The 18,148-nt window shown below is 65.2% G+C and carries 16 protein-coding genes and 2 pseudogenes; 6 read left to right on the top strand and 12 right to left on the bottom strand.

Going from position 1 to position 18,148, the window contains the following annotated elements; genetic code table 11:
* The coding region (locus MHN80_RS23395; RefSeq protein WP_239403861.1) for an integrase core domain-containing protein at nt 1–139 on the top strand (139 nt) is incomplete at its 5' end.
* Between the two features lies 1 nt (nt 140).
* On the opposite strand, the pseudogene paaI reads toward MHN80_RS23395, so the two are convergent.
* Together paaI and MHN80_RS23385 are read right to left on the bottom strand one after the other, a co-directional pair.
* A pseudogene (paaI, locus tag MHN80_RS23390) lies at nt 141–508 on the bottom strand (hydroxyphenylacetyl-CoA thioesterase PaaI).
* A 49-nt stretch (nt 509–557) separates the two neighbouring features.
* Complete coding sequence (locus tag MHN80_RS23385) at nt 558–848, bottom strand: EthD family reductase (RefSeq protein ID WP_308219797.1); 291 nt, start codon at nt 846–848, stop codon at nt 558–560.
* Between MHN80_RS23385 and MHN80_RS23380 the strand changes: the two genes are divergently transcribed.
* Nucleotides 827–1,003: a hypothetical protein gene (locus tag MHN80_RS23380; RefSeq protein ID WP_374206409.1), complete on the top strand. Its 177-nt coding sequence runs from the start codon at nt 827–829 to the stop codon at nt 1,001–1,003. The two genes, MHN80_RS23385 and MHN80_RS23380, sit on opposite strands and share 22 nt — an antisense overlap.
* Nucleotides 1,004–1,331: 328 nt before the next feature.
* Here MHN80_RS23380 and MHN80_RS23375 read toward each other — a convergent pair whose 3' ends face one another.
* From MHN80_RS23375 to MHN80_RS23350, 6 genes are all read right to left on the bottom strand, one after another.
* Nucleotides 1,332–1,643: a hypothetical protein gene (locus tag MHN80_RS23375; RefSeq protein ID WP_239403857.1), complete on the bottom strand. Its 312-nt coding sequence runs from the start codon at nt 1,641–1,643 to the stop codon at nt 1,332–1,334.
* Nucleotides 1,644–1,670: 27 nt separating this feature from the next.
* Nucleotides 1,671–1,808, bottom strand: coding sequence for a WhiB family transcriptional regulator (locus MHN80_RS23370; RefSeq protein WP_308219796.1), 138 nt, complete (start codon nt 1,806–1,808; stop codon nt 1,671–1,673).
* A 219-nt stretch (nt 1,809–2,027) separates the two neighbouring features.
* Complete coding sequence (locus MHN80_RS23365) at nt 2,028–5,426, bottom strand: pyruvate carboxylase (RefSeq protein ID WP_239403856.1); 3,399 nt, start codon at nt 5,424–5,426, stop codon at nt 2,028–2,030.
* A gap of 85 nt (nt 5,427–5,511) precedes the next feature.
* The gene (locus MHN80_RS23360) at nt 5,512–6,153 is read right to left on the bottom strand and encodes an RraA family protein (RefSeq protein WP_239403855.1); all 642 of its coding nucleotides are present in this window, start codon (nt 6,151–6,153) and stop codon (nt 5,512–5,514) included.
* Nucleotides 6,154–6,177: 24 nt separating this feature from the next.
* Nucleotides 6,178–7,173, bottom strand: a complete 996-nt coding sequence (locus tag MHN80_RS23355; RefSeq protein WP_239403854.1) for a hydroxyacid dehydrogenase — start codon at nt 7,171–7,173, stop codon at nt 6,178–6,180.
* A 19-nt stretch (nt 7,174–7,192) separates the two neighbouring features.
* Nucleotides 7,193–8,497 carry an MFS transporter gene (locus MHN80_RS23350; protein ID WP_239403853.1) on the bottom strand — a complete coding sequence of 435 codons (1,305 nt, stop codon included), beginning with the start codon at nt 8,495–8,497 and terminating at the stop codon, nt 7,193–7,195.
* A gap of 111 nt (nt 8,498–8,608) precedes the next feature.
* On the opposite strand from MHN80_RS23350, the gene MHN80_RS23345 reads away from it, so the two are divergent.
* Nucleotides 8,609–10,222, top strand: a complete 1,614-nt coding sequence (locus MHN80_RS23345) for an IclR family transcriptional regulator (RefSeq protein ID WP_239403852.1) — start codon at nt 8,609–8,611, stop codon at nt 10,220–10,222.
* 840 nt (nt 10,223–11,062) lie between these two features.
* Here the strand turns inward: MHN80_RS23345 and MHN80_RS23340 are convergent.
* Both MHN80_RS23340 and MHN80_RS23335 read right to left on the bottom strand, forming a co-directional pair.
* Nucleotides 11,063–12,610 (bottom strand): MFS transporter, encoded by a 1,548-nt coding sequence (locus tag MHN80_RS23340; protein WP_239403851.1) that lies wholly within the window; start codon nt 12,608–12,610, stop codon nt 11,063–11,065.
* Entirely contained in the window at nt 12,607–13,191 is a 585-nt protein-coding gene (locus MHN80_RS23335) for a TetR/AcrR family transcriptional regulator (RefSeq protein ID WP_239403850.1), read from the bottom strand. The genes MHN80_RS23340 and MHN80_RS23335 overlap by 4 nt, the downstream gene beginning before the upstream one ends.
* Before the next feature lie 110 nt (nt 13,192–13,301).
* Between MHN80_RS23335 and MHN80_RS23330 the strand changes: the two genes are divergently transcribed.
* On the top strand, nt 13,302–14,408 hold the full coding sequence (locus MHN80_RS23330; protein WP_239403859.1) for a GIY-YIG nuclease family protein: 1,107 nt from the start codon (nt 13,302–13,304) through the stop codon (nt 14,406–14,408).
* A gap of 112 nt (nt 14,409–14,520) precedes the next feature.
* Here the strand turns inward: MHN80_RS23330 and MHN80_RS23325 are convergent, their stop codons facing one another.
* On the bottom strand, nt 14,521–16,152 hold the full coding sequence (locus MHN80_RS23325) for a DUF262 domain-containing protein (RefSeq protein WP_239403849.1): 1,632 nt from the start codon (nt 16,150–16,152) through the stop codon (nt 14,521–14,523).
* A gap of 108 nt (nt 16,153–16,260) precedes the next feature.
* Between MHN80_RS23325 and MHN80_RS25835 the strand changes: the two are divergent.
* Nucleotides 16,261–16,419, top strand: a pseudogene (locus tag MHN80_RS25835) (GIY-YIG nuclease family protein); the annotation flags it as partial.
* A gap of 103 nt (nt 16,420–16,522) precedes the next feature.
* Nucleotides 16,523–17,338: an SDR family oxidoreductase gene (locus tag MHN80_RS23320; RefSeq protein ID WP_239403848.1), complete on the top strand. Its 816-nt coding sequence runs from the start codon at nt 16,523–16,525 to the stop codon at nt 17,336–17,338.
* A 12-nt stretch (nt 17,339–17,350) separates the two neighbouring features.
* Here the strand turns inward: MHN80_RS23320 and MHN80_RS23315 are convergent, their stop codons facing one another.
* A complete protein-coding gene (locus MHN80_RS23315) occupies nt 17,351–18,079 on the bottom strand; it encodes a hypothetical protein (RefSeq protein WP_239403847.1) in 729 nt (242 codons plus the stop codon).
* Nucleotides 18,080–18,148 lie beyond the last annotated feature (69 nt).

The following is an 18,148-nucleotide window of genomic DNA, read 5'->3' as shown; positions in this document are numbered from 1 at the left end:
CAGCTCAGAGACCGCCCGCACAGCCACCTACGACGACTGGCTGCACCACTACAATCACCACCGAGCCCACAGCGGTATCGGCGGACTCACCCCGATCGAACGCCTACACGTTCACAACCTGCCCGGGTCTTACAACTAGCTCACTTCGAAATAACTCGACGATCACCGCGGAACTCGGCGATTACGTTCCGACCGCTGAAGATTGAAACGTCGTACAGACCGCTGCGACCCAGTCGCACTCGCTCTGTAGCTACGGCGCGCAACTGGACACCAGCATAGGTCGGGCACAGATACCGGATGTCTGCGCGGCCGCCACTGCGGGTTGGGTATGGCTATTGCAAGCGGGTGCGAAGGTGGTATCCGCGAGAAGGAACACATAGCCACCGTGTGTGATGCCGTGTCCATTGACCATGGTTTCAGTTACGGTCATCAGCGTTTCGGCGTGGCCGGCGGATAATTCTACGAGCTCGATACCGAGTGTTCGGGATGCGGCATCGGAGTCGAACATGGCCGCGCGATCGGGTGATCGCGCGGGCCCTCCGACTCATCGGTTGTTGTCATGGACCGACTGTCTCTTCCTCGGTGACGAACATGGTCGCTCCACCGGAGCTGAAGTTCTTCACATCGGCTCCTGCCGCGCCGATCTCGGGCGACGCGAGGCCGGCCCGTAGGGCGGCGCGATCCGCGAAGTACAAGCCCGCGACAGAGTTGTACGGCGGCTCGGAACCGCCGAGCGAGCTGACTTTGCCGTAGGTGTACTGCTGCAAACCGGGTACCTGATTGGCCAGCGGGATGTGGACGTTCTGGTACGCATTGACGGTTCGGGGTGGAGTACCGTCAGGACGTATCGGCAGAGCATCGAGCAGCTGCAGTTGTCGAGCTGCAGAAGCTGATCAAGAGTCGCATCGGGGTCACCGTCACAGTCGACGCCGTCGAGCCCGCCGCGTTGTTCCGCTCGACCGGGAAGGCCAAGCGGCTGGTCGATAAACGGCCGAAGGGCTAACCGAAGAGGCTGCAATGCCTAAGCCGCAACTGCGATATAACGACCAACGTAAATCTCAAATGATTGATCGACGAGCGTAGGACTCAATGCTGGCGGAACGTACCCCTCACCGTTTGGCGCGCACGACGCTACTAGAGTCGGCGGGGGCGCGGATGCGGCGGCGACGGGCATTGTCGAGATGAGAACGGCGTCGGGGTCCGCTAGGGGAGCTCCGCCGTCGGGGCGACGCGCTGTCGTCGGTCGACAACAGTCCAGCAAGAACGTTCACATCGACGATCGAGTTGATCAAGGGCTCGGTCGAAGCGAGGTCTCAGCCCGCTGGTAACCCTCAGCCGACGAAGGACGTTCCAGCTAGAGGTAGGGACGTGATCGGTGTCGTTATGAAGACCCCGTCGAAGTGCCCAAGGGTCTCAGCCGCAAAGATCAGTCCGTCGATGCCTGCCTGCCATTGCGGCCCTTCCTGCTGGTTGCGCAGCCACAGAGTGTTGACGTGCACGGCCGGGCCATCGACATACCCGACCCCGTGTCGGCGGAGGGTGCGCGCAAGTTGCACGGCATCGAGGCCGGTTAGCAACCGCACGTCGGAGAAGTCGTACACCTCGCTCAGGGCGACCTCGTTCTCTCTGATTGTGATCTTCATGGTGTCTCCGGGTCGGATCGATGGGGGTCAGGTGGTCGTCGTGTCGGTCAGGTGCGTGATGGCGGCGCGTTCGTAGGCGCTGAGTCCGCCCCAAACGCCGTACGGTTCGCGGGTACGCAGGGCGACATCGCGACACGTGGCGACGACCGGACACGTTTCGCAGATCGCCTTGGCTGTCCGTTCGGGCTACCCGGCGGGTGTGGCCCGCGATGCCGTTTGTGGGATAGAAGGTATCCACCGGCATCTCGCGGCATCGGCTCCGCAGTTGCCAGTCCCAGTGGTCGGTGTGTGCCCTCGGGAAATGCAGTTCGGTTCCACGTTGATACCGCCGCGTGATGCTGTCGAAGGTGGCGCCGTCCATCGGGTGCGGTCGGTGAATAGCGGTCATTCGTCGGGTTCCGTGACGATGAGGAGGTCGCCCCCATTGACGTGAGCGATCGTGCTCACGGCCAGTCGCGTGACGGTCCCGGCCACGGGTGTGGTGATGGTGGCCTCCATCTTCATCGCTTCGATCGTGCCTATCGGTGCTCCGGCGGCGACGGAAAGGCCGGGAGACACGAGGAGCGTCACTACCCCGTCGAACGGTGCGCCGATGTGCCGAGGATTGTTAACATCAACCTTCTCCGCGACATGGATCTCGACGTCGGCAGAGCGGTCACGAACCTGAATCGGGCGGAGCTGTCCGTTGAGAATGCACATGACTGTCCGCATCCCGCGGTCGTCGGGCTCGCTGATGGCTTCGAGTCCGATGAGGAGCTGTACGCCGGGAGCCAGTTCGACCCGGTGCTCGTCGCCGTAGCGCAGCCCGTAGAAGAACTGGTTGTCCGACAGCCGCGAGGTGCCCCCGTATGCGGCGCGGTGCTCCTCGAACTCAGTAGTCGGGCCCGGGAAGAGCAAGCGGTTGAGAGTCGCTTGCCGAATCGGTCCGGGAACGTTCAATGCTGCAACGTCTCCTGCGCTCAAGGTGGCGGGGGCGGGAGCAGGGCCGCGATCGGCGAGCGCCTCGGTCCGCAATGGCTCCGGCCAACCGCCTGCGGGTTCGCCGAGATCGCCTCGCAGGAATCCGATCACTGAGTCGGGGATGTCGAAAGCTGCCGGACCGGGAGCGAACTCGTCGGCGGTGATGCCTTTGCCCACGAGCGCGAGCGCGAGATCGCCGACCGCCTTGGATGAGGGCGTGACTTTGATCAGTCGTCCGAGTAGGCGATCGGCGTCGGCGTAGGCGCTCTCGATGTCCTCGAAGCGGTCGGCGAGTCCGAGTGCAGTTGCCTGCTGGCGAAGATTGGATAGCTGACCGCCCGGGATCTCGTGTGTGTATACCCTCCCGGTGGGAGCACTGAGCCCGGAATCGAAAGGCGCGTAGGCCTTTCGGATGGCCTCCCAGTACGGCTCGAGGTCACCGACCCGCGCGAGGTCGAGACCGGTATCGCGGTCGGTGTGGGCGGTGGCGGCGACGATGGCCGACAGCGCCGGCTGGCTGGTGGTGCCGGCGAGGGCGGCACTGGCGCCGTCGACGGCGTCAGCGCCTGCCTGCCAGGCGGCAAGGTAGGTCGCCAACTGCCCGCCCGGGGTGTCGTGGGTGTGGACGTGGACGGGCAGGTCGAACTCCGAGCGCAACGCCCTCACCAGGGTCGACGCTGCTGCCGGTCGAAGCAGGCCGGTCATGTCCTTGATCGCGAGAATGTGTGCCCCGGCACGCACGGCGTCGTCGGCCAGTCGCAGGTAGTAGTCGAGTGTGTAAAGATCCTCGCCGGGGTTCGACAGGTCACCGGTGTAGGACAGGGCAACCTCGGCTACCGCGACCCCGGTCTCGCGCACGGCGTCGATGGCCGGCCGCATTGCGTCGATGTTGTTGAGCGCGTCGAAGATCCGGAAGATGTCGACGCCGGTCGCGGCGGCCTCCGCGACGAAGGCTGTGGTGACACTGGCGGGGTAGTGGGTGTACCCGACGGTGTTGGCGCCTCGAAGCAGCATCTGCAGACAGATGTTCGGAATCGCTTCGCGTAGCTGGGAGAGACGATCCCAGGGGTCCTCTTTCAGGAACCGCAGGGCGACGTCGTAAGTGGCGCCGCCCCAGCACTCGACCGATAGCAGCTCGGGCGTCAGGGCGGCTACATACGGTGCGACAGTGGTCAGGCCGATTGTGCGTACCCGGGTGGCCAGCAGGGACTGGTGCGCGTCGCGGAACGTGGTGTCGGTGACCGCAAGGGCGGTCTGGGAACGCAGTTGCGCGGCGAAGCCGTCAGGTCCGAGGGCGATCAGACGCTGCTTCGAACCGGCGGGCGGACTGGCAAGTAGCGTGCGATCGATCGATGGGAGCTTGTCGCGCGGATGTACGCTGGCCGGTCGTTCGCCGTGCGGTCTGTTGACCGTCACATCGGCGAGATAGTTCAGGATTCGGGTGCCGCGGTCGGCTGACACCCGGGCGGTGAGCAGATCCGGTCGCTGCTCGATGAAGGAGGTGGTCACCCTGCCGGCGCGGAAGTCGGGGTCCTCCAAGACCGCCTGCAGGAAGCCGATGTTGGTGGCCACGCCGCGGATGCGAAACTCCGCCAGTCCGCGCCGTGCACGGTCCACGGCAGCGGGCAGGTCACGGCCCCGGCAGGTGAGTTTGACCATCATGGAGTCGAAGTGGCCGCCGACCTCGGCGCCGAGGTGTGCCCCGCCGTCCAGGCGGACACCGGCGCCGCCGGGGGTGCGGTAGGTGGAGATTCGGCCGGTGTCGGGCCGGAATCCGTTGGCGGGATCCTCGGTGGTGATGCGGCACTGCAGCGCGGCGCCCCGAATGCTCAGGGTGTCCTGTCGCAACTCGAGGTCGGCCAGTGATTCGCCTGCGGCGAGCCGGAACTGGGCCTGCACAAGATCGACGTCGGTGATCTCTTCGGTCACCGTGTGCTCCACCTGGATGCGGGGGTTCATCTCGATGAACAAGTGATTGCCCTCGGTGTCGACCAGAAACTCGACGGTACCGGCGCAGAAGTAGCCGATGTGGCGGGCGAAGGCCACGGCGTCGGCGCAGATCCGTGTTCGCAGTTCATCGGAGAGGTGGGGTGCCGGGGCCAGTTCGATGACCTTTTGGTGACGTCGTTGCAGCGAGCAGTCCCGTTCGAAGAGGTGGATCACCTCTCCGTGCGCGTCGGCGAGGATCTGCACCTCGATGTGGCGGGGGTCGACGACGGCTTCTTCGAGGAACACGGTGGAATCACCGAACGCCGACAGTGCTTCGCGAGCAGCGGCTTCGATCGCGTCGCGGAGGTCGTCGATGTGCTCGACCCGGCGCATGCCGCGGCCGCCTCCGCCGGCGACGGCCTTGACGAAGACCGGGAAGCGCATCGACTCAGCGGCGGCCATAAGGGACTCGACGTCGTCGGAGGGAGCCGAGGACGCCAGGACCGGTAGACCCGCCGCTCGGGCGGCGTCAATTGCGCGGGCCTTGTTGCCGGCCAGTTCCAGGACGTCGGGGGTGGGCCCGATGAAGGTGATGCCTTCTCGGCGGCACGCTTCGGCCAGATCTGGGTTTTCCGAAAGGAATCCGTAACCGGGATAGATCGCGTCCGCACCGGCACGACGGGCCGCATCGATGATGTCGTCGATGGACAGGTAGGTGCGGACGGGGTGGCCTAGCGTGCCGATCTGATAAGACTCGTCGGCCTTGAGGCGGTGGACCGAGTTGCGATCCTCGTACGGATAGACCGCGACGGTGCTCGCGCCGAGTTCGACTGCGGCTCGGAAGGCGCGGATGGCGATCTCGCCGCGGTTGGCCACCAGAATCTTACGGAACATCTTCTCGCTTCTCATTTGTGGCGTTGTGCAAGAGTGTCCCGGCCGGGCTGGAATGTCTGCCCGACCGGGGGTCGTTGGGTGTGTGTCAGTGACCGAGGGCGGCGCGCACATCGGCGCGGATGGCGTCTTCCTTGCGGTCCTGGTTGTCGGTGGCGTCGGCGACCGCGCCTACGTCGGCGCGGGGGACGACGACCACGCCATCGCTGTCACCGAAGATGGCGTCACCGGGGTGACAGACAACGTGCCCGCAGGCGACTGCTTTGCCGATCGTTCCGGGACCGTTCTTCCACGGTCCGGCGGGAGTGATCGCGGTGGCGAAGACGGGCAGTTTCATTGCGGTGAGTTCGTCGACGTCGCGGACGGCGCCGTCGATGACGACTCCAGCGATGCCCTTGGCCACGCAGATCTCGCCGAGGATGTCGCCGAACACAGCCCGGCTGGTGTCGCCGTTGGCATTGATCACCAGGACATCGCCGGGCTGGGCGTCGTCCAGGGCGCGGTGGATGGCGAGGTTGTCGCCTTCGCGGGCGAGCACCGGCAAGACGGTGCCGGCCAGCCTGAGGCCGGGGGTGGCCAGCCGGATGGTGCCGGTCATGACTCCCATACGTTCCTGGGCGTCACCGATCAGGGCAGCCGGGTGGTTGGCGAGTCTGCCAATGTCCTCGCGCGATGCTCGGGCCCAGTCGGTGGTGATGCGAATGTTGTCGGTATTGGCGGTGATGAACACCAGATCTCCTTCAGAATCGGCTGGTCAGCCGGCGATGGTGCGGGGGGCGGGGACGTCGTTGACCGCATTTTCAGGGGTCTGGCCGGCCAGGACCTGTCGGATGCAGGTGAGTGCTCCGGTACCTGCGGCGAGCAATGCCTCGTCGGTCTGGCCAGCGACGTGTGGTGTGACGATGAGGTCGGGACGAGCGAGATGGCCGCTGAGGTAGCTGTGCTGCAGCGGATCTCGCATGTCGACGGACTCGCCTTCGACGACGTCGATGGCGGCGCCGCGCAGACGACCCGCGTCGAGGGCCTCGACGAGCGCCTGTTCGTCGATCAATTCGCCGCGGGAGGTGTTCACCACGATGGCGCCGTACCGGATGGTGGCCAGGACGTCTCGGTTGATCAGGTGTTTAGTGTCCTGAGTCAGCGGCGCGTGCAGGCTGATGACGTCGGCCTGGGCGAACAGCTCGGGCAACGCGACCGCGCTGACGCCGTCGGCCTCGATCGCGGCGGTATCGACGTGGGGGTCAGCGGCGATGATCGTCATTCCGAAGGCCTTGGCTATCCGAGCGACGTGGCGGGCGATGCGGCCGAAGCCCACCAGACCCATTACTCGTCCGCCAAGTTCGAAACCTGTCAGGGTCGGCTTGAGGGTTGACCATTGGCCGTTGGCGGTTCCGGTGGCGGCGGTGCTGGTGCGTCGGGCGAGGGTGAGGGTGAGGGCGAAGACATGTTCGGCAACGGCGCTGCTGTTCGCCCCGGGTGTGGTGGTGACCCAGATGCCTGCGGAGGTGGCTGTCGCAATGTCGACGTTGTCAGTACCTGCTCCGTGGCGGGCGATGATGCGCATCTGCGGTGCGGCGGTGATCTTTGCCGCGTCGAAGGTCTCGGCGCGCAGGAGGACTGCGTCGATGTTGGCTGCGACGTCTGCGAAGGTGACTGCGTTTTCTCCATAGCCGCAGGACACTCGGCCCATGCGGTGCAGGTCGTCGAGGACGTCGGGATGGATGGGGTCTGAAACATAGACGTGTGGCATGGATTCGGCTCGCTGTCGTCTAGCTGTAGAGGTGGCTGCTATTGGTGTTGAGCCGAACGGTCAGACCCACCACGAGCAGGCCCATGAGTCCGAAACCGACTAGCAGGAACGCCGGCATCAAGTTGTTTCCCGTTTGATCGATAAGCCACGTCGCGACGTACGGACCGGCGCCACCGCCGAGAACGGCACCGACACTGTGGCCGAAGGCTACGCCGGTGTGACGGACCTGCACGGGGAAGAACTCGGTGATCGAGGCGTAGGTGCCGGCCTGGCACAGCGCGTAGGGGACCATGCCCAAGATCAGCCCGGCGATCGCGATACCGACGCTGCCCTGCGCCATCAGCAGGAACGACGGAATAGTGACCACCATGTACAGGACGTAAGACGCGAGCAGGAGCTTGCGGGCGCCGATCTTGGAGCCGAGCTGCCCGGACAGGGGAATGAAGATCGAAGCGCACAGCACCGCGAGCAACACGATGGTAGATGCCTGCGCCTTGGAGAAGTCGAGCATGGTGCTCAGGTAGGTCGCGATGAACACGGTGCCGATGTAGGTGCCGACGTTCTGCACCGTGGAGATCGCCACGACCTTGCTCAGCGGGGCGCGGTGCTCCGCCACGACCTTCTTGAACGGCGAGACGGTGGTGTTGTCGCCCGCCTTGGCCGCTGCGAACTCGGGGCTGTCCTCGACCCTCAGGCGCATGATCAGGCACAGCACACCCAACGGCACTGCAAGCAGGAACGGGATTCGCCAACCCCAGTCCTCCATGCCCTCAGCGGGCAGCATCGCGGCTGCCAGCGCAGCGACGCCGGCGGCGGCCCCCTTACCCAGCTGTGCGATGCCAGGGACGAACGAGATGTAGAACGGCCGGCGCTCCGGTTCAGCCCACTCACGAATGTAGGAGGCGGCGCCGCCGATCTCGCCGCCGGTCGAGAAACCCTGCAGCATGCGCAGGACGACCAGCAGGATCGGTGCGGCGATGCCGATCTGGTCATATCCCGGCAGCAGGCCGGTCAGCGCTGCGGCGACGCTCATCAACAGGATGCTCGCGATCAGGCTGGTACGACGACCGCGTCGATCACCCAGGCGGCCGAAGAAGATCGCTCCAAGCGGGCGGACGAGGAACGCGAGACCGAACACCAAAAAGGTGTTCAGCAGACCGATGACCGGGTCGTCGGTAGGAAAGAACACCACAGCGAGCGTCGCGGCGACATAGCCGTAAACGCTGAAGTCGTAGTACTCGATGAACGTGCCGAACGCGCCCGTCGCCGTGGCTTTCTTGGCCTTACGGCGGCGCTCCTCGTCGAAAACCTCCGGCGGCTCCATTGCAACTACCATCATTCCTCCTGGCTAAAAACTGGGACACTGTCCCGAAGACTGCACACGAGTGTGTGCCGGGACACAAAAAAAGTCAACCCGCATCCCTGGACGAGTGAGATGGACGAGAAGATGGACCCGCGTGAGTTCGACAGTCGACGCCGAAGGGGTGAAGCAACGGTGGGTCCCGGTACTGGGGGCAGTGGCGAAGGGAACGGCGCTCGCTACAGCCGTGCCGTCAGTGCGATCGACCGACTGGTGGTCGACCGCCGCGATTCCGGATGGGGAGTGCGGGAGCTGGCCGAACGACTTGGCGAGGGTCGCAGCAATGTCAACCGGACGCTACAGGCACTCGTCGATGCACAACTCGCTGAACGCACAGTGGCCGGCACCTACCGCACCGGGCCTCGACTGCACGTCCTGGCTGACCGCCTGTTGGCAAGTCACCCGCTCCTGGTGGCGGCATCGCCGGTCATCAAGGAGCTGTCACTGCGATGGGAAGCCACGGCGATCCTGGCCGTGCACGACTGGCCAAATCCGCAGGCCTTCGTCGCCGCACATCACGCAGCCGCTGGGCCGGTGCGCTACCAACTCGATCCCGGCACCGTCCTGCCGTTGCATGCTGGCGCAGCGGGCGAGGCCATCCTCGCCGAAATCGGTAGTGCCGCACTACTTTCGGAACTTCCCGTCTTTACCGCCGACACACTGACCGACCCCGAGGCAATCACTCAACGAGCAACAGAGGACGGTGCCCGCGGTTACGTCATCAGCATCGGTCAGCATTTCCCGCTCGCCGCGGGTGTCGCCGCGTCCCTTCGGTTCGGTGGCATCGTCGCCGCCGTCTCGGTCACCCGTCCGCGCTACAACACCGAGCTCACGGACCTGGAGAGTTTCGCCCCGCATGTGGTCGAAGCGGCCCGCAAAATCGCCTATGCCGCAACCTCGATGGCGGTCCGCAACGCCGACCGCGTTTCGCATGAAGGGCCCGCACCGCGACCGAACGCCACCGCTCGCCTCGAGCACTTACTGGCACGCCTGATCGACCGGCCGGGCGGCCTGTCGACGGTGGGACGCGAACTCGGACGTCAACTCAACCTCAACCGCGCCACCGCGACGAAATTACTTGAGACCACGACCTCGCTCGCGCTGACAACAACCGCGACAGAGCGCTACGTTGCCGGACCCCACTTTCTCCGGTGGGCCAGCGTGCTAGGACCCGTCACCGACCTCACCGACATGGTCGCACCACTTCTACGGCGCGCCGCCATGGAGATCGGTGAGGCGGTGGGCTTCAGCGAGTACCAACCCGCGACCCGCACCGCGGTCATGACTTTCGTGGCCACAGGGCCTCAGCCGCTGCAGTATGGTCTCGCCACCGGAATCGACATGCCCATGCATGCCGGAGCAGCCAGCAAGGCCATTCTTGCCCAACTGCCCCGCACGATTCTGGACGAGATCGAGATGCCGGCGATAACCGACAACACCATCGTTGATCGCGACGAACTCTCGAAAGAACTCCTCGAGATCCGCGAACGCGGCTGGGCCTATGGCGAGGGTGAACGAATTCCAGACGCCGCCGGGATCGCTGTCCCGTTCTTTATCGACGGCATGGTCTACGGCTCAATCACCGTGACGGTGCCCCGGTATCGGATCACGGAGGTGAACATCGATGCGATCGTCGAAAAGTTATCGTCAGTTGCCGCAGCGGTCTCGGCATTGCTCAGCGTGCGGTGACGCAGCTGCGGACGGCGGACGTGCGGATCGGGTGTGACGCGACGACCCACCGAGGAGGGTTGCGCCTCTCGGGCCGTTAATCGTGTCATGGCGGGGTCTCGACGGTCGCAGCGGCCGAGTCTTCACACTTCGCAGTGACGTTGGACATCTCTCGTGCGATGGCGTTGCGATCGGGGTGCTCAAGTGCAGCGAGGCGATGCCGGCGAGATCATCAACGAGGCGACGACGGTGTCCTGACCAGGAGTCGCGGATCGCCGCGGCCGGGGGGGCACACGCACGCCGGCGACAGTGTCGACGTCGTCAAACGACAACGCCATCGAGTGACCCAGATACCGGGAGGCCGTGGTTGTCTGTCCACCGCTGGTGCGTTTCCGGGTCGACGCGTTGGGCAGCAATTGATCCCTGCGGGTCACGCCCTGCTGCTGGAACTGGGCGCTGGTGATCAGTTCGTGCCGATGTGCGCGCAGTCCTCCGCCACGGACACACTGTCGCGGCCGTGGCCCACGGATACAGCTACTGCGATAGCTCGGGCGACGGCCTCTTACATCCATCCAGTGGCGTCTGTTGAGCCATCGTTGGAGCTTCGCCATGTTATCTGTGGTTCCGCCACTTGCCAGGGCCGTGAGAGGCAGCTGCGCAACTCGAGAATCCGCCACCGTGGGAACTTCGTCGGCCTGGAGCGATGCGCACAACCTGGGTACATCACTCGAGAAGGACAGCCTGCTGGCCTCGGCGGTGGGGGGGCGCCAGGCACATGGCGGCTGATCGCCCGCACAGACAGCAACGCTGGCGTGACAGGGCTGGTGTCTTGCGCCGACGGCCTACTTCTGGTGTGCCTGGTCAGTGCGGTGCGGTAGTCACATCCGTGCCGCGCGGAACGAGCACGAAGACGGCCGCGGCGACGGCGACGAGCGTGAGCCCGCCGATCAGGCTCGTCTCCTGCATCGCGTCGGTGAACGCCGTCGCCGCCCGCTCCGCGAGACCCGGGGCGCCGGCGGCCTCGGCGAGACCCATAGCAGCGCCGAGGGATTCGGCAGCGGCCTCGGTTGCGTCGGCGGGCACGCCGGGGATCGGTTCGGCCGTCAGCGATGACCGGTACAGGATCGACGCGACGCTGCCCAGGATGGCGACGCCGAGCACGTTGCCGAGGTCGTAGGCGGTCTCCTCCAGCGCAGCGGCGTTGCCCGCCTTCGCATCCGGGGTTCCGGCCATGATCATCGCCGAGGCGATCGCCAGCGAGCCGATGCCGAATCCGACGAGCACCTGGGCGAGGGCGACCGTGCCGTAGGCGAGCCCGTCGGAGCCGAGCGACATCAACGCCATCCCGACACCGGCGATCCCGATGCCGCCGGCCACGACGGCCCGTGCGCCGATCATCCGGGACAGCGGGGCGGCGATCATCGAGGACACGATCGCCGCTCCCGCCACCGGAAGCAATCGGACGCCGGCCGCGATCGGGGAGTGGCCTTCGACCAGCTGCAGCCACTGCGCCAGCAGCAGCAGTGCGGCCGCCAGGCCGAACATCGAGCCGAGCGCGGCGAGGACACCGGCGCTGAACGGACGGCTGCGGAACAGGGAGACGTCGAGCAGTGGTTCGGTGCGACGCAGGCAGCGCCGCACGAAGAGGGCCAGAACGAGGACCGCGCCCAGCAGGGCCAGCCAGGCGGCCGGCGCGAGAAGGCTCTCCTCCTTCGCGAATCGTTTGATGGCCCAGACCAGGGCGACCATCCCGACGATCGACATCAGGGCGCCGACGGCGTCCCAACTCCCCGGCTGCGGATGCTTCGACTCCGGCAGGATCAGCACGGCCGCGACGATGGCGACGACCATCAACGGGACGTTCACCAGGAACGCGGCACGCCACGAGAAGTACTCCAGCAGAACACCTCCGACGATCGGGCCGACGGCCGCACCGAGACCCGACACCGCGGCCCAGAGTCCGAGTGCGGTCGCGCGTTCGGCCGGATCGGTGAAGATGCTGCGCAACAACGACAGTGTGGTCGGCATGATCATCGCGCCGCCGACGCCCAGCAGCACCCGCACCGCGATCACCGCCTCGGGTGAGTCGGCCAGCAGAACCAGCGCCGACGCGCCACCGAACACCGCGAATCCGGTGACCAGCATCCGCTTTCGGCCCCACCGGTCGGCGAGGGAACTCATGGACAGCAGCAGGCCGGCCAAGACGAGCGAGTAGGCGTCGATGATCCACAGCTGCTGGTCGGCGGTCGGGCGAAGGTCGCCGGCGAGGTCGGGGAGTGCGACGTTGAGAATCGTCAGGTCGACCGTGATGACCAGCAGGCTGGCCGACAGTACGGCGGCCGACGCCCATCGGCGCCGGAAGGACAGGCCTCCTGCGCTGGTGGTCTCGGTTGCGGATCGCTGGGTCATCGTCGGCTCCGGTTTCGCTCGGTGGAGGACAGCCCGGTCAGGGCCGTGAGGGCGGCGGTCAGGTCGTCGATCGACAACGGCGTCCCGTAGAGGAGTGCGTGCATCGCCACGCCGTCGGTGTAGGCGGCGATCGCGCGGGCAGCCGTGGACCCGACGTGGGGCGCGAGCATCTCGACCAGTCCGTCGGGCCAGCGAACCGCGAGGGGACGGAGTGCGGGATCGATCACCGCCGCGGACACGAGTGCGAGGTCGGCGCGCATCAGGCGCTCGTCGGACATGTAGTCGTGCAGCGCCTCGGCGAAGACCACCGCCGACGGCCCGTGCTCATCGAGTGTCTCCGCCACCTCGGCCAGGCCCGAGTCGATGTCGTCGGCGAGGCGGGCGAGCGCGGCCTCGCGCAGATCGTCGAGTGTGGCGAAGTACTGCGTCGTCGAACCGAGCGGCACACCGGCGCGTTTCGCGACGAGTCGGTGGGTGAGACCCTCGGAGCCCACCTCGGTGATGAGGGTGGCGGCGGCCTCGACGATCGTGCGCCGCCGTTCCTCGGGATCGCGTCGGCGGCGGGGTGGTGCCTCCGTCATGTCTGTCCTCTCAGAACGTAATGTACGTATGTACATGTACAAACGTACACTAGCGCTTGGCGGGTTTGTGTATCGAGTGCTGGCATCATGCGACCATGGCGGTGCACAGGATCGATGCGGTCGAGTTGCCCCGGACGGCGCTCGGCGATTTCCTCTCGTCGTCGGCGTTCGCGGAGATGCTCGACCCGCACGATGGGCGCACGGCCTCCCGCAGTGCGGTGGCCCGACGCGCCGAGGTCGCCGATGTGGTGCGCGCCGTCGACCGATTCGCCGGCCGGCGGTTCATCGACCGGGAGCGCGCCGGCGAGGTCGTCTTCGGCGGGATCACCGCCGGGGGGCTCGGGGTCCGGCCGTCGGTGGTCGACGAGGTGCTCGCCCTGTTGCGGCCGGTCGGTGTCCCCGCGCCCGGTGCTCCGAAACCTGTTCCCCACGAGGTGCAATCGGTGCTCGGTGTCTACGTCTATGCGCTTGTCGATCCGCGTGACGCCACGGTGTTCCACGTCGACGCCGGCCGCGGGAACCGCGTCTACCGCCATGCCGCCGCCGCGTTGGCGGGCGACGCACCCGACCCCGCCGACGTTGTCGGCGACGACGATCCGGCAGAAGCCGCGGCATCGATCGAAGAGCGCATCCGCGACATCGACGCCGACGGGTTCGGTGTCGAACACTGGATCGTGCGGTACGACGTCGGCACTGCGAATTCCGCCGAGCTGCATGCGAGTTCGTTGCGACGCTCGGGACTCGACATCATCTCGCTGGCTGGGTCGAGGCTTCCGGACACGCCGGACACGCCGGACGCGCTCGGCCCGCGGCGCATCGAGGAACTCGTCCTGCGATACGCCGCCCCGGTGTCGCCGCCGTTGCCCGAGCCGTGCGTACTGGTGAAGGTCGACGCATCTGCCCGCAGCGATGCCACCGCCGATGTGATCTACGAATCCGCCCGCAGCGCCTGGCGCGCGGGACCGCACCGGACCGTGCCCGACCTGCCCGTCCTGGTCTTCGCCGACGACCTCGTCCGCGCGGTCCATCGCGTCGATTACTGGGAGTCCTATCGCGACGCCGAGGGAAACCTCGATCCGAAGCGGTGGGTGTACACCGGGAGACCCGACGCCGAGCTCGAGGCCCGGTACGTGGGCACCAGCCTGCGGGAGGTCCGGCAGGAGCGCGGCGGTAAGTGGAATCCGTCCGGCTGGCACCCCTACGGGCACGTTCCGTAACGGCCGCTAGTGCGCGCGGGACGCCCGTGGCGAGCTCAATCGCCTACTGCAGTCCGGTTCCGTTTGGGACTGCTGAAACGAGCGCGGATGTCGTCACCGGTCGGTGTTCCTGTTATACCCCGGGCCACGCTAGAACGGCCAAGTCTGCAAGCTCACGCGTCCGACGGTCTATACGGTCCACGGTCCATGCCCGCCGTCGAGCGATCGCACGTGTCAGCTCGAAGGAAGATTCGCGGTAGACTTGTTTCTTTTCATCGAAGCTACGACTTCCGGCTCTGGCGTTTAGCCTCTTCTCAAGTAGAGCAAGATTGCCGATGTGGTTTGTGCGGGTTGCTATTGGTGACGATTTATCGGACTGTGATCCGATGTGTTCAACGGTCACCTTGCGTGAATTCCACTCAATAGGAGCGGACTCGATCCCTTTCTTCTCCAAGTGCGTCTTTTCGAGCATCGCAAGTAGATACTTAGCCCGACCAGTCTGGACATCACCATATGTCACAAAAGACTTCTTGAATAACTCGTCCTCCGGAATGATTCGCTGGAGCGTTTGCCGGACCTCGGTTTGATTGCGCAAGGATCCGTCACTGATACCCATGGCAGCGCTTCCGAGTGCTTCCTCGGGGACGCTGCCGCCCAGTAGTCCAGATACTTGTGCACGTATCGACCATGCCGCCATTTTGATGAGCAGCTTTGCGGCCTTTCTAGTGGGCCACTTTTGAAACGCCGCGAGCAGGACCGGGATGCTGGCTTCGAAACCGAATCGGCGATAGGCGAGAAGGGCATCCGAGGCATCGACGTTAATTGACGTCCAAAAACTGCTCTCAGGCTCGCGGACGGCGAGATAGATCTCCTTCGCATGGAGGAGGCGAGTCACGTAGCGCCGAACCTCGGTAGCTCGGCCAGACAATTCGGCTTGGATCGCCCTGTATAAACGTCGGGTCGCAACTGGGCCGTTTCGAGAGACGAACTCATATCGGATAAACTTGACGAGATCATCCGGACTGTCGAATCCCGACTCTAAGATAGACCAGCTACTTTCAATCATATTGAAGTATGATTTTGCCGAACTGAACAGATAGTTCTTTAGAAGGTCAGCGGTCGTAAGATCGGCCCCTCTGTCGTTGAGAGTCTCGAAAATGACGTAGGCTTCGGGGAGGTCAGACGCCACGGCTACAAGCACCTGGACATCGCTTTCAAGTTGACTCGAGAATTCGATTAGGCGCATATAATCGTCAGGCTCTGGTGCGATTTCATCCAAGTGCTGCCTGCAGGTTTCGTATGCGATGGCCAACGATTCGTTCGGGTCGAGATTCGACAAGTCCCCGTCGAGAATCAGATCGTACGCTGGCTGGTCGGAACTACTAAGCACCAGTCGCTCGAGAATGTCATCGGCGTGAAGTATGTATCCCTTCAGATACCGGTCATGGATTTCTTGCGCTTGACGGCCCTTGTCAAACTCAAACAGTTTGTCGCGGATCGCGGCGAGCAGGATCGCGGTTGTGGCAAATCTCTGTTGCCCGTCCACGATCTGTTTTCGGCCTTCGCCGTCACCGGAGTCGGCGAAGACTACTGTCCCTATGAAATAGTCGCTGCCAGCCCGCCGTGCCTGCGCAAGATCAGAAAGGTACTCACGAACGTTAGCTGAGTCCCATGCGAAACTGCGTTGGAAGCGCGGGACTATCAAGAGATTGTCGGCGAGGATGTGACCAATCTTGTCGTGGTCAAAGAGCGTTGCTTCAGCCATCTGTACGTACGTCCTTGCGGTTCTCGTTAGCGCAGGCGGAGCCAATCGTTGCCGACGTAGCCTATCGGTACCTATCCCCGCTGTGGACTCGACACGCACCATCGGTTTGCCGAGGGAAACCTCGATCCGAAGCGGTGGGTGTACACCGGGAGACCCGACGCCGAGCTCGAGGCCCGGTACGTGGGCACCAGCCTGCGTGAGGTCCGGCGGGAGCGCGGCGGTAAATGGAACCCCTCCGGATGGCACCCGTACGGTCACGTGTCCTGAGACCGGCGGCCGGGCGTTGGAACGAATCCTGCTGTTGTCGCCAATGACGCGACGTGCGCCCTGGTAGAACTCGCGGCATCGTCCATCGAGGAGAAAGTCCGCTATGTCATCGGATCGAGACGGGTCGCCTGACCACCGCACGGCCCTGATCACCGGCGCTTCCGCCGGCATCGGCAAGACGTTCGCAGACCATCTCGCAGGACAGGGATACGACCTCATCCTGGTCGCCCGCCGAGCCGAGCGGCTCGATGACCTGTCCGCGCGACTGCGTCGAGAACACGGTGTCCGATGCGAGAACTTCGTCGGCGACCTGTCCGATCCCGCGATGCCCGCCGCGATCATCGAACACGTCGACGAGCTGGGGTCGGGGATCGACGTGCTGATCAACAACGCCGGGATGTCGTTGAGCACGAAGTTCGGCGAGACACCGTGGGAGGAGGTGGGAGGTCAGCTCCAATTGATGCTGACCTCGCTGACCGAGCTGACCCATCGAGTGCTCCCGGGGATGAAGGAGCGCGGGTGGGGGCGGATCGTCAACCTGTCATCCATCACGGCGCTGCTGCCACCGCCGGAGGGCCTGCTCTACAACGCCATCAAGTCGTATGTGCTGACGATGTCGCAGTCGCTGGACATGGAGCTGAAGCCGCACGGCATCCACGTGACGGCGCTGTGTCCCGGATTCACCCGGAGCGAGTTCCACGACGCGATGGGCGCCGAGACCCGCAAGACCGCCGACCGGCTGCCGGGTGTGCTGTGGCAAGAACCTGAGGACGTCGTGCGCGAGGGGTGGAACGCGGTGATGAAGGGCGACGCGGTGTGCGTCACCGGCACGGTGAACAAACTGGTGACGGCGGCTGCGCGGCCGCTCCCGCCGGGTGTCCAGTACTTTCTCGGCCGGACGCTCAACCCGTTCAAGTAGGAACGTCCAGGCTCACTTGTGGGTGCGCCGGCTTCCGCCGTGCCAGTCCTCCTCGACGCCCGTCTCGTCATCGGATACGCCGAAGGCCCGCAGCTGCGGCTTCTCCCGCAGGCTGCGCTTGAGTTCGGCGAAGCCCGGGAAGCTCGCCAGCCCGATCACGTGGTCCCACAACGTGATCGCCTCGTCGTCGCCGGGTAGCCGGCTGATCACGGGCCCGAAGAACGCCACGCCTTCGGGCGGTTGGAAGTGGATGATCGGCGTACCCACGTCGCGGCCGGTCAATGTCAGGGCCTCGTCGGTCTCCGCCTGGATCTCGGCGTCGAAGGCGGTGTCGTCGAGGGCATCCAGGTGATGCGCGGGCAACCCGAGTTCGTCCAGAACGGGTCCGAGGAAGTCCGCGGTACCGCGGAAGTCGGTGGCGCCGACGGTGTAAGAACCGGTGTGCGCGTCGAAGATTCGCGTACCGAGCGCCTCATAGAGCGGGCCGATGGCGGTTCGTCCGTGGTCGCGGCGGATGCTCGCCGCGGCTCGCAGCAGCCGTAACCCGGCCGTGTGGCCGGCCTCGTACTCCGGCGGGAACTGCGCGTCGTAATCGACGTGCGCGTTCAGCAGGCGCAGCGAGATGAAACGCCAGTCGACCGTGTAATCGCGCTGGGACTGCACCTTTCGCACCCATGTGCTCGTCATCCAGGCGAACGGGCAGACGGGGTCGAAGTAGAAGTTGACGTCGGCGTCGGTCATGTCCCGACACTACGTGTATCCCTCATGGCGAGGGGCGCCGTAGTCGGCACCCCTCGCCATGAGGCCGGG

Source organism: Gordonia sp. McavH-238-E (genome assembly GCF_022348225.1).
GTDB lineage: Bacteria > Actinomycetota > Actinomycetes > Mycobacteriales > Mycobacteriaceae > Gordonia > Gordonia terrae.
The sequence above is the reverse complement of the archived record's forward strand: the minus strand, read 5'-3'. Positions and strand labels throughout refer to the sequence as shown.